Genomic DNA, 14,192 nt, shown 5'->3' with positions numbered 1-14,192 from the left:
AGGCTCTTTCATTGCACTACTTTTAGCTATTTACTTGGGTGTGTTTGAAAATTGCTTTCCGTCAGCTGTGCGCTCCACTTTGTGGGAGATTTGGTCCCGATGAGGGAGGCGTAGCGGGCTACGTTGACCGAATTGGGACCAAATATGCCGCGAAGTGGGGCGTGCAGATGGCGGGAATGAATTTTCAAACAGCCCCTAGAGCGGGAATGAATTTTCAGACACGCCCTAGGCAGCCGTGATTGCGGCTTCCGGTGAAAGTGTGCCCAGATACTCCTCAAATACTTCATCGGTCCCATTGAACTGGACCGTAAGGACCCTGGTCAGGTCCAGGCTCAGCACGCCCAGGATGGACTTGGCATCAATGGTTACCCTATTATAAAATACATCAATATCAAAGTCACACCTGGTAGCTTCTTCCACGAATTTCCTTGCTTCAGCTATTGTTGGCAATATGATTTTCTTCTCTTTCATAATCAAAACTCCTTTTTGGGACGCCCGGTCTTTTGTATATTAAACCATGGTGTCCATGAATGATATTTGGAAAGGTTGACATAAATATACCACCATTGTAATCCATTGTCAAATCCCCCTTCTCCCCTCCCCCATGCCAGGGGGTGTGTTATCATTGTGCAGACTGCTTGGGTTTTGAAGTATTAAACCCGTTTCATTGTGGTTTTTTAAAGGCGGTCCCCAGAAATCTGGAAACCGCCCTTGATTCTTATCTGCCAAATAATGGCTGAATCTGCAAATTTTTAAACTAATCATAGAAATTTTTAGCCATTATGGGTATCCTACCGCTTCAAAACCAGGTGCTGGGGCAGTCCGTTTACCATGAACGGCTGGTAATCCCCCTGTATCAGCGGCTCCACATAATTAACGAATTCCTGTGTCACATAGCTGCCGTCCTTGTTCACCCAGTTCCTTGGCACCACCTTTTCATTGTTGGCAATCTTATGGACATCATAGATGCCGGCCGCGCTCATATAGGGGTCGTCGGATACCCTGTCAATGACAACCATCTTGCCGGTGTCGCCTTCATCCGCCGCCTTAACAGCCGCACCGCCTACCATGAATGCCTCGTTGATGTCCACACGGGAAGCCACATGGGAAGCGCTCCGCTGGAGGGTGGACAGTTCCACGGACCTTGTCTTGCAGCCCAGCTCCGCTGCCAGGAATCCGGCCAGGTAGTCAGCGGTGCCCGCCAGCTGTTTATGCCCAAAGGCATCCACATAATCGCTTCCCCCTGACAGCTGGCACACATACCGTCCGTCCGGGACCTTGATTCCCTCAGATACCGCAATGACGCTGGACGGTTTCTTAACAATCAGATCCTTACACTTTTTAAGGAACTTATCAATGTCAAATGTAATCTCCGGAAGGTATATCAGGTCGGGGCCGCAGCAGTCCTCTGTCTTTGCAAGGGCCGTGGCACCGGTCAGCCACCCTGCATTCCTTCCCATACATTCTATGATTGTGATGGTCTTGCGTTTATAGGAAAGCCCCATGGCATCCCGTATCACTTCCTTGGTGGAGGTGGCTATGTACTTGGCCGCACTGCCAAATCCAGGCGTGTGGTCGGTCAGCGCCAGGTCATTGTCAATGGTCTTTGGCACGCCTAAAAACTTCTGGCTGTGTCCCTTTACAATGGCATAGTCAGACAGCTTCTTGATGGTATCCATGGAGTCGTTGCCTCCGATGTAGATGAAGACCTCAATCTCCAGCTTATCCAGGATTGCGAACAGTTTCTCATAAATATCCGGGTTCTCGTGGATATCCGGCAGCTTATAACGGCAGGAGCCCAGGAATGCGGAGGGCGTCCTCTTTAAAAGCTCAATGTCCATGTCTGAATGGATCTGGGTGGATAAATCCACATACATTTCATCCAGCAGCCCTTCAATGCCGTGGAGCATGCCATACACCTTGTGGAATCCCCTCTCCTTTGCCGTCTTATACACACCTGCCAGACTGGAGTTAATAACTGATGTAGGTCCCCCTGACTGCCCAACAATTATATTGCGTTTTTTACCCATACAAAATCCCCTTTCTTAGTAGTGTCTTTTATTAATAATGGCCGTCCGGCTCATCAAAACCATCGTCCCCATCCTCGTAGCCGCCTATGAATTCCCTTGAGGATACCCGCTTATTATCCCTCTCCTGCTCCACCAGCCCGGAAAGCTGCTCCTTGACATTCTCGCAATCGCGGATATTGTGTATGTCAAATGCCTTCATGGTCTTGTCACTGCTGTCCACATGGATGGTTCCCAGCCCCACGATCCTCTGCCAGAAGGACCTGCGCAGGGACAGATCCAGTATCCTGTAAAGACGGACCTCATCTTCATGGATGTTCAATACGCCGGTCTTAATGAAAAGCCGGTCTTCTGTCAGGCCATACACTGTAAATGTCCAGGGAAGTCCCAGCCAGTTCCTCTTCCTGTCACTCCATATCATATCTTCACGTTTCATCTCCAGTTCCTCCTCCAGCAATATCCTGGTCCGTATTCTCTCATTTATTGTACTATAAATTCTCGCAAATATCCACAGAAATCTCGCAAATACAATCAGATTTCTGCGTTTTTTCTCTTTTTTCCGTAAAGTTCCCACCAAATAAATTACAGCCGCCTTTATGGCGGCTGTACGGTAATACCTATTTCTTCTATATTATAATAATGCATATCCGTTCTATGTAACATACAATTCCAGGTCTTACTTATTCTGTTGGTTCACCGGCTGTTCCTTCCGGACCCTCGGGCTGTACCGGCTGTTCTTCCCACACAAATCCTCCGGCTGTTTTCTGGGCTCCGCTCAGGGCGCATGACAGGCTTCTCCGGCTGATTTTAAGTGCACGGCTGGCATGGGCAATTGAGAGGAACTGTCCAATCACCTCACCATCCAGGGTCTTCTGCACCAGCGGACGTTTATCATGGTTCCCTATTTTACTGGTAAGGTCAATCTCAATGTTTTCCTTTGGGGATTCTGCCAGGACCTTCCTCCACACAAATCCTCCCCCGCTTCTGCGTTCACCATGAGCCGCCCTGGCTATGGAGCCAATGGATACCCCTGTGGCCTCATGGGCTTCCCTGGAACTTTTATAGTCTGCCAGATACACACCTTCGGTAGAATATTGACGATATACATAACCTGCGCTAATTGTACGACTCATCTCTCGTTTTTTCCTCCCATTATCTTTAGATTACCTGATGCACATGGTCATTATATCAACTATTGACTTTTTTGTCCAGACAACTTCTTACCCATATATAACCCCCTATTTACAGTGTATTCGTTTTGTCGAAGATACGATTTGGGAACCAATGTCTGCCTTTTCCCATAAGTGGTTATATTTGTTGCAAAAGTCATAGCAATTTAAAATTATTTGTGATAAATTATAAATATCAAATATTCAGGAGGTATCACACCATGTATGCAGAATTTACAGATGACCTGGTTACAGGCAATACTTTAATTGATTCCCAGCATAAGGAGCTGATTGATAAGATTAACGACTTGCTGAAAAGCTGCGAGGAACGCTCCAATCAAAGCGGCGCAGCCAGGATGTTAAATTACCTGGCAGATTATACAGAATTCCATTTCAGGGAAGAGGAAGGACTGCAGGAATCCATCAGCTATCCCGGCATAAAGGAGCATAAGCAGAAGCACGAGGAGCTGCGGAATACCGTACAGGAACTTCATGACATGCTGATGGAGGAGGAAGGCCCTTCAGACGCGTTTGTAAACGCGGTACAGGAAAAGGTACGGGACTGGCTTTACTATCATATCCAGACCTTTGACCGTTCGGTAGCCGAGTATAAGTTCATGCGTGATAATGCGGAGCGCATCTGACCCTTATAAAAGCAGGCCACGCCGGACACGCCCCAAAAACAGCCGGTCCGGGAATCCAGGATTCCCGGGCCGGCTGTTTTTAATGGATATGTAATTTATTGGTGTTCATGACTCCCCATCCTGGCCCTGGGCCGCCACCGGCCGCACGGAAATCCCATTGATTTCCACATGCTCGCTGATGGTAATGACGATACACGGCCTGCCCTCAATCATACGGTTCTCCACAAGATGGGTCTTATCCGGCGCAACCTTGATGCTCACATCCGGTGTCTTGATTTCAAAGCTCCTGGTGTTAACCACATTGGCCGCCACAAAACTGGTTCCCGGCCCGTCCTCCACCTGTGCGTAGCGCTGTTCGAATTCTTCCAGCTTTTCCGGTGTTGCGCCGTTTGTCTCTAACAGCTTTTTCACCTGATACTTGTCCAGGGTCAGGGGAATGGGCTCATCCTTGGTCTCCTCCACCAGTTCGGTCAGGTTCTCATGAATGTTCTTCACTGTCTCAAAGTCACAGTTTTCTCCCAGCGTCTCCTCCACAAGGGCCTGGAACGTCTCCTTCTGGCTTTTGGCCGACATGGGGATGACGCAGCCTAACAGCTCATCAATCAGGGTTTCCGGCATCTGCTCCGGATTCTTTGCATAATATAAAAGGCTGTGGAGATCCATGTTCCTGTCATTAAAGGCAGGGAACAGGAAGCCCTGTTCCGGCGCCTCCACCAGCCAGTCCCGGTTACGGTTCTCAATGGAATTGGTCAGCGGGTTATAACTCAGGCCTGCCTTGGCAAGCTTTACCGGACAGATGGTGCACTGGATGAACTCGTACACGTATTCCGAGGCGTCAAACATCTCCGTGCCGTCCGTGGCCTTGGCCGGGATATCATAAGCACAGTGTATGAGGATGATATAATAATTCTCACCGTAGTCATAATTGGCAATGACCTTATCATAGAATTCCTCAAGGATGACATCATCCTTTAACTGGCTGTCCCGCAGCTTCATGAGGAAGTGGTGGGTACCGCCCTCCGCCTCCGTATGTAAAGGAAATTCCATATTAATCAGGTTCTTTCCCAATGTTCCTGAAAGCGCATTCCTGAAAATGGTAAAATACTTAAAGGCCTCTTCCTCCGGAAGTGAGAGGAATGCCTCCTTAAGCTCTGTCTTCTTATTCTTCTCCGAATCCACATAGCAGCCGCAGATGCGCGTGATGGCGCAGTTGGCCGGGGTAAACAGCTTTTTTATTTCATTGGCTTCTTTCTTATTCATGACCTATCTCTCCTGTCCCTGCCGCGGTATGGCCATCCACATCCGTCCATGGGGCCGCGGCGCATATTGACAGTTTTTATACTAGAACATATCGGTCCATAAGTCAAGTCCTTAACAGTCCAACGTCACAAGGGTCCATCTCTCATTCTGCCACATGACAAAGCATGGCCTCCTGATTCTGAACCGGTAATAAGTTTCAATCAGATTCTTAAATACGCCGAATTTCATCAGGCTCCGGCAGGGTGGATAGATGGTCATATGTATTGGCTCCTTTCAAGGGTTGATATTACATTCTATGCTGCCTGTCCAGGAAATATGCAGACAGTCAAACTCATCTGCGGGAAGCGGTCCTGCAAACACATACCCCTGTACCATGTTGCAGCCAATGGACCTGAGATACTCCACGGTCCCCCAATCCTCTATGCCTTCCGCCACGGTCTTTACCTTCAGCCGTTTTGCCAGGTCCACCAGGCAGGCAATCACGTCCCTTGCCTTTTGCCCTGACATATTGACGAAAAAGGAACGGTCCAGTTTAATGGAATCCACGTCAAATTCCTTTAAAAGGCCCAGGGATGAGAAGCCGGAGCCAAAATCATCCAGGGAGCAGGCAAAGCCCAGTTCATGCATCCTTTTTATGGCATCCCCGACACGGTTGATTTGATGGTTTTCAAAGAAAATGGACTCCGTCAGTTCAAATTCAATCATGCCCGCCGGAACATGATACTGCTGTGCAAGATCCGCGAACCGTTCCAGGAAATCCTCTTCCGCAAAATGCTGTCTGGACAGGTTGACGGAAACAGGGACCACTGCCTTCCCCTTCTTCTCCCAGCTGCTTATGATCCTGCAGACTTCCCCAAACACATATAGGTCTAATTTACATATTTTTCCATTTCGTTCAAACAGCGGAATGAAGTCAGAGGGATATATGATTCCCCTTTTCGGATGCTTCCAGCGGACCAGGGCCTCGGCCCCTTCCAAGACCCGGCTTTCAAGGCCCACCTTTGGTTGGAGGTATACCTGGAAATCATGGTTCTCAATGGAACCCGCAAACAGGCTGTTCAATTCCTCCTCCATTTTCAGTTCCACGGTCAGGCTGTCATCATAGAACACACATCCAGGCTCCAGATCCGGATTCCTGCTCTGGGAGGCCAGTCTTGCCCTATCCTGGAGGATGGCAATCTCCTGCCCCGGTTCCTCCACCAGGCAGGCGCCCTGCCTGAATGAAAAGGTGTATCCTGGAAGATCCGGATTAAAAAATGAATTGATGTCCCGGATTATCCCGTCCAACCTGTCCCGTATTTCCTGGTATCCGCATCCCCTCAGGCACAGGAAAAAGCGGTCCGACTCACTCCTTGCCATGAATTCGCCCTGGTCCTCACGCAGATGGCCCTCCATTACGCGGTAAAGATATGCAAGGACCCGGTTTCCCGCATGGATGCCAAAACGCTCATTAATCATTTTAAAATGCCTCACATCCATGACTGCAATGGTATATATGCCCGGTTTCATGCCTGGGGCCAGTTCGCGGTACCTAAGTTCAAACGCAGCCTGGTTGGCGCCGCCTGTCAGCGGATCTTCAAAGGCCAGACGTTCCAGCTGCATCCTGTGGGAATGATAAAACCGGTATATGGCATTCAGGAACAAAAAGAAGATCACAATCAGGATGCCTATGATAAGAAAGGTCTGCAGGATATACCGTTGAGCGCCTCCTGAGATGATACCGGCAGGAATAATGGTCAGCAGGAACCAGTCATTTATATCCAGGCTGTTATAGGACAGGAACAGTTCTTCTTTTGTTACTGCTGAAAACTCCAGGATGCCGTCTTTTCCTTGTTTCATATCATCCTGCATGTTCCTTAATTCCCCGGCTGCCTTCTGTTCCTTTCCGCTTCTGAAAATATCATCCAGCCGCAGGAATGGCTTCAGTTCGGACGGCGAGATGACGACCTGGCCGCGGCTGTCAACAATGCAGCTGAGCATGTCCCCGTTAAAACTCTTAGACGCTATCATGGACTGCATGTCTTTCTTGCTGCGCACCCCTACCAGCACCTCGCTTACCGCCCCATCCACGCCATATACAGGAACAGAATAAAATATACTTTCCCCACCCATGTAGCCGGCCCGCACCTCCCCCTGAAAGGACGATTGGACACTGGATATCCCAAAAAAGCTTTTGGGGTCCATGTCCCGGGACACTGCTTCTGAGCAGATATATCCCCCCTTCCTGTCCAGCAGGATAAGAGGGTCGAATTCAAGGATTTCCGCCTTGCGGGCCAGGAAATCACGGACAGATGCTTCATTTCCATGGACATCCATCCTCATTATGGAATCCGCAACCATGATCAGGCTGCTCATCTTATTATGGATTGCTTCCCGGATATCCCTTGACAGGTTCGTCGTTATATCATCCAAATATGACCTGGTGCTGCGGTTCATGGCCATCCGAAGTTCCGACGCATTCCATATGGAAACCCCAAACACAAAAATAAGGATTACTGATAGTAATCCCACCTGTATCCTCCTGATAAGAGGTCTTGATCCCTCCGGCAGGAAATGTCTCTTCTGCTGCATGATTGCATAATCTCCACATCATTGGAATATGCTTTCATTTTAGATTACGGACAATGATTAATCAAGGCAGAATCTGTGCACATTAACATAGAGTACCAGGCATTTTTATGGCGGATTCCGGAGAACATGTTATAATGTCGTATGATAACGGACCGCTTATGTGCGGATAATCATCAGATATGCGGAGGACTTATCGTTGGAAGAAAAAAGAACTTTATATGACTATCTGTACCGGAATTTAAAAGAGCAGATACTGAACGGATACTTTGCCTGCGGCGAACGGCTTCCCTCATTAAACGAACTCTGTGAAATGTACCATGTGGGGATACGGACCGCAAAAGATGTGATCCGTGCCCTGAAAGAGGAGGGACTGATTAAGACCGAGGAAAGGAAACCTTCCTATGTAACGTACTGCAGGCCCCAGTGTACTCCTGACACATACCTGGTCCAGTCTGTCCTCAAAGGCAGGACATCCATACTTCAGGTATACAGGACCATGGAACTTCTGCTTCCTGCCATCTATACCTTTTCCCTGGAGGTATGCAGCAGCGATATGCAGAAACTGTGTTTTGCGCAGCTGTATAAGGACAGCCGCAAGGATCTTCGGACCAGGTGGAAATCAGCATCCCTTTCCCTGTACCGCCTGCTGGACGCGTCCGGCAACCTGCTGTTCCGGGATGTGCTCACCCACCTGGAACTGTACGCACGGATTCCCTTTTTCCTGGAACAGGAACAGGAGGAATGTTTTTCCTTTCCCTACACCCAATACGGAAACCCGATGTGGATTGTGGACGCGGCCGGCACCGGAAATCCATCAGCAATCCACCAGCAGTTCCGTTCGATGTACGCTTCACTTACCCGGTCAGTTGAAATGTATCTGGCGGACACATGCTCCCGCCATCCCAGCGCGGCTGAGGAACGGGAAGACATGTTCCATTGGCATATCCAGCCAGGACGCGACCATTATTATATGCAGATCACACGGTCCCTCATTGACCAGATCGGCCTTGGCCTTTATGGGGACGGTGATTTCCTTCCTCCCGAGGCAGTCCTTGCAGAACAGTACAAGGTATCGGTGTCAACAATCCGGAAGGCCATTGCCATGCTGAACAAGACGGGCTTCTGCCAGACTTACAATGTAAAGGGCACCCAGGTAACCTTGTTCAATGACAATGCAACCATGCGCTGCATGAAAAATAAAGTATTTAAAAGGGATACCCTGACCTACTTAAGCGGACTCCAGTTCATGGCCATCGCGGTCCGGCCCGCTGCCCTGCTGGCCTTTGAACAGATTGACGCCGGGCGGTTGGAAGAACTGAGCCTTGCCCTTAAGGCTCCCTATGCAATCCCCCTGGACCTTCTTATCCGGTGCGTCATGGAATGCCTTCCCCTGCAGCCATACAGGGCCATACTGAACGAGGTTACCGGCACACTGCGGTGGGGATACTATTATTCCTTCTTCAGCGCCGGAATCCAGGCAGACAATCCCCTGGACCGGATAAGCATGTCTGCCTGCCAGTCCCTGATCCGCGGGGATAAAGAGGCCTTTGCCATCCAGCTGTCCCAGTGTTACTGCCATATCCTGGAATTTGTCCGGGATTTCCTGGCTGACTGCGGGCTGCCGGAAGCAAGGAACTTTGTCACGCCCAGGCCCGAACTGCTGGGGTGGGAAGCCTTTGGTCCGGGACCGTCTGAACCGGGATTGCCGGAATCGGAATTGCCGGAACCAGGATTGCCGGAATAAGATAATCCCCTTGCGGATATGGGATGGAAATGATATAATCACACCAAAACGGCGTGGTATGCGCCGGAAAAACAGGAGGATTCAAATGGATTTTACGTATTACCCAAACCGGATTGCCCTGCTGGACGGCGGCGGCCGGGCCATTGCTGAAATCACATTCCCGGACATAGATGAGGATACCGTGGATATCAACCATACATTTGTGGACGAGTCCCTCAGAGGCCAGGGCATGGCCGGCAAACTGATGGAAGCTGCCGTGAACCAGATCCAGTCCCAGGGCAAGAAGGCTGTGCCCACATGTTCCTATGCCGTAAAATGGTTTGAAAAACATCCGGAATACAACAAACTGGTGAAATAGCCTCCGGGCTATTCCACCAGTTTTCTGTTTTCATGTCCATCTGTACCATTTTTCCTGTTATTTTCCAAAAACAGATTCTTCCTTTATATCCAGCTTCCTGCACCACGCCTTCAGCTTATCCTCATCATAACCGGAAACATGGAAATCATCCAGGGTTTCCTCAATTGCGATATCTGTCTTAATGGTAGCCAGCTGCTTTGAAAGCAATGCCGCTGCTTCGCCGCACAGTTCATCCTCTTCCCCTGTCTTTGTAAGGGCCTTATAGGGCGAGCGGCTGATGCCCAGGCCGGATTTCCAGAAGTCCTGCAGTTCCTTTAAAGACGCCTTATCCTTCTCAGCCTCATGGATAGCCGCATAGATTTCCTCAATGGTGCCGTATTCGCCCAGAAGGATGGGGGCTGCGCTTGCCACGCCCTTTACACCCGGTATGTTGTCAGAGGTATCTCCCTGGATTCCCTTAAGGTCGGTTATCTGGTGAGGCCATACCCCCTCCTCTGCCAGGACATGCCCCGCTGTAAATTCAAAGGTTTTCTCCGGAAGATTGACGCTTCTTTTGTCCATTCCATAGGGCGCATAATATTTATCATATAGTTCGTCCGCCTTTTCCTGTTTGGACTGTACCATCCATGCCCTTACATTATGCCCATCATCCACAAGCTGCAGATAATCATGGTCCTTGGTCATCACAACCATGGGAATCCGGTCCCGGAACTTCATCACCAGGCTGCCCGCATAATCATCCGCCTCGTACTGGCTGCTGTAAAGCACCCTGAATCCGGCGTCCTCCAGAATCTGTTCCAGAAGCACGAACTGCTGCTTCAAAGGTTCCGGGGTCGCGGACCTGGTTCCCTTGTAATCCGGGTACAGTTCCCTGCGGAACGTATTCCTTGTCTTGTCGAACACGAAGGCCATATGATCCGGCTGCTGCTTCTTAAGCAGGGAGACCACTGCCTTTAACACGCCAAATATCCCATTGGTATAGGTCCCGTCCGCTGCATGCAGTATCTTATCATAATGCTTCTGTTTTTCCTCGTCTGTCTTGGCAAACATGATTTCCCTGGGCAGCACGGCATAATAACAGGTGGACAGCAATGATGAACCATCCACGATTACAAACTTTCTCTCTGACATATGAATTCCTAACCTTCCTTTGCAATCCTTAAATATGATTTTAGTCATTATACCAGACAAGGCGGTCCGAGGGAACGGTCTCATATCCGTCCGCCTGCTCCCCCACCCGCATGATTACATTGCGTATGCCTGCCTGTATAATCATCCTGGCACATACCGGACATGGCTTTGCCCTGTGGACCGAGTTATCCGCAGGGTTTACGCCTGCCAGATACAGGTCCGCTCCCATGGTCTGTTCCCTTGAACAGTTTAACAGCGCATTCTGTTCCGCATGGATGGCCCTGCACATACCGTAGCCCTCCCCCTGGTGCAGGCCAAGCTGAATCCTTGGGCAGGAACCAATGTCGCAGCAATTGTCATACCCCCTGGGGGAACCGTTGTATCCGGTTGAGACAACCACATCGTCCTTGACAATCACCGCGCCGTATTTTCGTTTGATACAGGTGCTTCTGTATGCAAATGCCTCAGCCACGTTCAGATATGTGTCGATTTTGGATATCCTCTGTATCCCGTCCGGTTTAACCATGAACCTCTCCTTATGTTCCTGCCTTAAAATTATAAATCGGTCTTATCACTTTTTCTATATCAGCCGTGTCCCCGATATTGTCCACAATATCTTTCATGTCTTTGTAAGCCATGGGACATTCATCCAATGTATCCATATTGACCGACGTTGTATAAATCCCCTTCATCTGCTGTTCAAACTCAGGAACGGTAAATGACTTCTTTGCCTGGGTGCGGCTCATAAGCCGTCCCGCCCCATGGGGAGCGGACTGGTTCCAGTCATCGTTGCCCTTTCCGATGCAGATCAGGCTTCCATCCCTCATGTTGATGGGAATTATCAGCCGTTCACCTTTCCTTGCGGAAACAGCGCCTTTCCTAAGTATCATATGTTCTGTATCAATATAATTATGGATGGTCGTAAACTGGCTGACCACATGAAGCCCCATTCCTGCCACCAGTTCGTCCATCATGGCCTGCCGGTTGTATACCGCAAACTCCTGTACCAGCTTCATGTCATGGATGTACTGCTCAAACAACGCGCCTTCCACGTAGGCCAGCTGTCTGGGGACTGCGGTGCGCACCCCGTTTTTTAATTCCTTTAATGCCTTCTGGATTTCTTTTTCCCTGCCCCGGGCCTTCAGTTCCAGAATCAGCTTCTGCTGGTCCTGCCGGGAATTGCCGTTTAAAGCCCGGTATCCCTCGCCCTGATAATGCTCCGCAACCTCCAAGCCCAGATGCCTGCTGCCGGAATGCACAACCAGATAAACATGCCCCTCATCATCCTGGTCAGCTTCAATAAAATGATTTCCGCCGCCCAGCGTACCCAGGCTTTTCTCAGCCCGGTTCAGGTTAATGTTTTCCCCACAGGCCAGTTCACCCAGCCTGCACCGTTCATAATACCGGTGTGTCTGGGTCCTGATGTTAAAACCTGACGGAATCCGGTCATAGATGAGCCGGTCCAGCTTCTGAAGGTCAATCTGCCGCTCCTTTAGCCGTACCACTTCCATGCCACAGCCAATGTCAACCCCTACCAGGTTGGGAACTGCCTTGTCCTTGATTGTCATGGTGGTTCCGATGGTGCATCCTGCCCCTGCATGGATATCCGGCATCAGCCGTATCCTGCTTCCCGCCGCAAACTCCTGATCAAGCAGCAGCATGACCTGGTCAACGGATGTGGCGTCCACCACATCCGTGAAGATTTTCGCCTCATTGTATCTGCCTTTCAGTTCAATCACTGGCGCCCTCCTTATGTCCTGCCGGATACATGGTACCGTATTACAGATCAGAATGCCCAGGGATGCCCCTCTGGCAGACAGTCATCACAAAGCAGTTCACCGTCCACCACCGCGCCGTTGGTCAGTTTCCTGATTGGATCCGGCTTCTCCCTGTCCGTTGTCCATGCCCAGATAACCCAACAGTTCTTGCTTAGTCAGCGGCTCTGCATGGCTTAATATACAGTACCGGCAGTCCATGCGCTCAATGGTCCGTACCAATATCCCCAGCCTGTCCTTGTCCATATAGCCGTCATTATAAAAATCCCCACAGGTTGAATCCCCCAGGAACAATACCTTTTCCTCCGGAATATAAACCAGCACCGTATCCTCTGAATGCGGGGAAATCCCATGGAACATATCCGCTGTCAGACCGCCCAGTTTAAGTGTCATTTTATCAGTAAAGCCAATATCCGAGGGGATTGCCACAATCTCCCTGCCGTCTGCGTATTCCCGTTCCAGGCACGGGTCCTCTTCCTTGAGTGCATCCGCATAAGCGCTGTCCTCCAGCCTTGTCCGCTCCTGCTCAAGCATTTCATTGGTCTTCATATGGGCGGCTGATAAACCGTGGATGTGATGCATCCCAAAAGTATGGTCCCAATGCCAGTGGGTAATGACCGTTATATCAGGCTTCTTCAGATCCGCTTCTGCCAGCGCCCCATAGAATTCGTCCACATGGGCAGCCGAGTTGCCAGCATCTATGGCAAGGCTTATGCGGGAGCCATTAATATACGCCAGCATGGGGCGGTCTGTCTCCGGCTGATGGGGATAATAAAAAATCCGGCTGGTTAACTGTTCCAGCCTCATCTGCCGAACTCCCTGCTGATTACAGAATCATATATCAGCTTTGTCCTGGCATCAAAAAGAACCCATATGATTTCATCCAATGCCCCGTCATGCCCCACCAGGAACTGCTTAACCGCAGCAGCCGCACTTTCCGCGGCCAATTCCACCGGAAAATGATAAATACCTGTTGAAATAGAAGGAAATGCAATCTTTTTAATCCCTTTCTTTACCGCAATATCAAGTGAATTCTGATAACAGGAAGCCAGAAGCCCTGCTTCATTGTGCGTCCCCCCATTCCATACCGGGCCAACCGTATGGATGATATAGGAACAGGGCAGGTCATACGCCTTTGTAAGCTTGGCCTGCCCGGTCCTGCAGCCCCCAAGAAGCCGGCATTCCGCCAAAAGCTCCTTGCCCGCGGCCCGGTGGATGGCCCCATCCACTCCCCCGCCTCCAAGTAAGGACGAATTAGCCGCATTGACAATGGCATCCACACCCTGTATCTTTGTTATATCGCCTAACCTTGTCTGTATCTTTGTTTTCATTCATATCAACCCCCTAATAATGGTTCAGGTTACATTCTGATTAAAAATATCAATTTTACCCTCATAATATTATACCAAAACCATTCCTAATATCAAAGCAAAATATGAAACAAAACAATTCCGGCACCACAATGGCTACCAGAAGCAGGGGATTTGGGAATTTTGATATATAATGTTTGGAT

16 protein-coding genes and 1 pseudogene are annotated in these 14,192 nt (G+C 49.8%); 4 read left to right on the top strand and 13 right to left on the bottom strand.

Annotated features, from left to right (window positions below; genetic code table 11):
* Positions 1-26: 26 nt before the first annotated feature.
* On the bottom strand, positions 27-146 hold the full coding sequence (locus tag DWX59_RS29910; protein WP_319638807.1) for a DUF6783 domain-containing protein: 120 nt from the start codon (positions 144-146) through the stop codon (positions 27-29).
* Here DWX59_RS29910 and DWX59_RS29905 point away from each other — a divergent pair.
* Positions 105-239 (top strand): annotated as a pseudogene (locus DWX59_RS29905) (DUF6783 domain-containing protein); the annotation flags it as partial. The gene DWX59_RS29910 and the pseudogene DWX59_RS29905 sit on opposite strands and share 42 nt — an antisense overlap.
* Here the strand turns inward: DWX59_RS29905 and DWX59_RS08780 are convergent.
* The 4 genes from DWX59_RS08780 to DWX59_RS08765 form a co-directional block, all read right to left on the bottom strand.
* Positions 226-471, bottom strand: coding sequence for an HPr family phosphocarrier protein (locus DWX59_RS08780; protein ID WP_117558165.1), 246 nt, complete (start codon positions 469-471; stop codon positions 226-228). The pseudogene DWX59_RS29905 and the gene DWX59_RS08780 sit on opposite strands and share 14 nt — an antisense overlap.
* A 320-nt stretch (positions 472-791) precedes the next feature.
* Positions 792-2,030: a 6-phosphofructokinase gene (locus tag DWX59_RS08775; RefSeq protein ID WP_117558163.1), complete on the bottom strand. Its 1,239-nt coding sequence runs from the start codon at positions 2,028-2,030 to the stop codon at positions 792-794.
* A gap of 31 nt (positions 2,031-2,061) precedes the next feature.
* Entirely contained in the window at positions 2,062-2,463 is a 402-nt protein-coding gene (locus tag DWX59_RS08770; RefSeq protein ID WP_117558161.1) for a PH domain-containing protein, read from the bottom strand.
* A gap of 244 nt (positions 2,464-2,707) precedes the next feature.
* Complete coding sequence (locus DWX59_RS08765) at positions 2,708-3,160, bottom strand: NUMOD1 domain-containing DNA-binding protein (RefSeq protein WP_117558159.1); 453 nt, start codon at positions 3,158-3,160, stop codon at positions 2,708-2,710.
* Positions 3,161-3,417: 257 nt separating this feature from the next.
* On the opposite strand from DWX59_RS08765, the gene DWX59_RS08760 reads away from it, so the two are divergent.
* Positions 3,418-3,840 (top strand): bacteriohemerythrin, encoded by a 423-nt coding sequence (locus tag DWX59_RS08760; protein ID WP_117558157.1) that lies wholly within the window; start codon positions 3,418-3,420, stop codon positions 3,838-3,840.
* A 105-nt stretch (positions 3,841-3,945) separates the two neighbouring features.
* Here the strand turns inward: DWX59_RS08760 and DWX59_RS08755 are convergent, their stop codons facing one another.
* The 3 genes from DWX59_RS08755 to DWX59_RS08750 form a co-directional block, all read right to left on the bottom strand.
* Positions 3,946-5,100 (bottom strand): DUF4317 domain-containing protein, encoded by a 1,155-nt coding sequence (locus tag DWX59_RS08755; RefSeq protein WP_117558155.1) that lies wholly within the window; start codon positions 5,098-5,100, stop codon positions 3,946-3,948.
* Between the two features lie 111 nt (positions 5,101-5,211).
* A complete protein-coding gene (locus DWX59_RS28670) occupies positions 5,212-5,358 on the bottom strand; it encodes a hypothetical protein (RefSeq protein WP_165641135.1) in 147 nt (48 codons plus the stop codon).
* 15 nt (positions 5,359-5,373) lie between these two features.
* On the bottom strand, positions 5,374-7,671 hold the full coding sequence (locus tag DWX59_RS08750) for an EAL domain-containing protein (RefSeq protein WP_117558153.1): 2,298 nt from the start codon (positions 7,669-7,671) through the stop codon (positions 5,374-5,376).
* Positions 7,672-7,867: 196 nt separating this feature from the next.
* On the opposite strand from DWX59_RS08750, the gene DWX59_RS08745 reads away from it, so the two are divergent.
* Both DWX59_RS08745 and DWX59_RS08740 read left to right on the top strand, forming a co-directional pair.
* Positions 7,868-9,415 carry a GntR family transcriptional regulator gene (locus DWX59_RS08745; RefSeq protein ID WP_117558151.1) on the top strand — a complete coding sequence of 516 codons (1,548 nt, stop codon included), beginning with the start codon at positions 7,868-7,870 and terminating at the stop codon, positions 9,413-9,415.
* A gap of 85 nt (positions 9,416-9,500) precedes the next feature.
* Positions 9,501-9,773, top strand: coding sequence for a GNAT family N-acetyltransferase (locus DWX59_RS08740; RefSeq protein WP_117558149.1), 273 nt, complete (start codon positions 9,501-9,503; stop codon positions 9,771-9,773).
* Positions 9,774-9,830: 57 nt separating this feature from the next.
* Here DWX59_RS08740 and DWX59_RS08735 read toward each other — a convergent pair whose 3' ends face one another.
* From DWX59_RS08735 to DWX59_RS08715, 5 genes are all read right to left on the bottom strand, one after another.
* Positions 9,831-10,904, bottom strand: coding sequence for a 5'-3' exonuclease (locus tag DWX59_RS08735; RefSeq protein WP_117558147.1), 1,074 nt, complete (start codon positions 10,902-10,904; stop codon positions 9,831-9,833).
* A 40-nt stretch (positions 10,905-10,944) separates the two neighbouring features.
* On the bottom strand, positions 10,945-11,430 hold the full coding sequence (locus tag DWX59_RS08730; protein ID WP_117558145.1) for a deoxycytidylate deaminase: 486 nt from the start codon (positions 11,428-11,430) through the stop codon (positions 10,945-10,947).
* 10 nt (positions 11,431-11,440) lie between these two features.
* Positions 11,441-12,643, bottom strand: a complete 1,203-nt coding sequence (locus tag DWX59_RS08725; RefSeq protein ID WP_117558143.1) for an RtcB family protein — start codon at positions 12,641-12,643, stop codon at positions 11,441-11,443.
* 96 nt (positions 12,644-12,739) lie between these two features.
* Positions 12,740-13,486 carry an MBL fold metallo-hydrolase gene (locus tag DWX59_RS08720; protein ID WP_117558141.1) on the bottom strand — a complete coding sequence of 249 codons (747 nt, stop codon included), beginning with the start codon at positions 13,484-13,486 and terminating at the stop codon, positions 12,740-12,742.
* Positions 13,483-14,010: an O-acetyl-ADP-ribose deacetylase gene (locus DWX59_RS08715; protein ID WP_117558139.1), complete on the bottom strand. Its 528-nt coding sequence runs from the start codon at positions 14,008-14,010 to the stop codon at positions 13,483-13,485. Before DWX59_RS08715 ends, DWX59_RS08720 begins: the two co-directional genes overlap by 4 nt.
* Between the last annotated feature and the right edge of the window lie 182 nt (positions 14,011-14,192).

It is taken from the genome of Enterocloster aldenensis (assembly GCF_003434055.1).
Classification (GTDB): domain Bacteria; phylum Bacillota; class Clostridia; order Lachnospirales; family Lachnospiraceae; genus Enterocloster; species Enterocloster aldenensis.
This window is presented reverse-complemented; position numbering and strand designations above follow the sequence as displayed.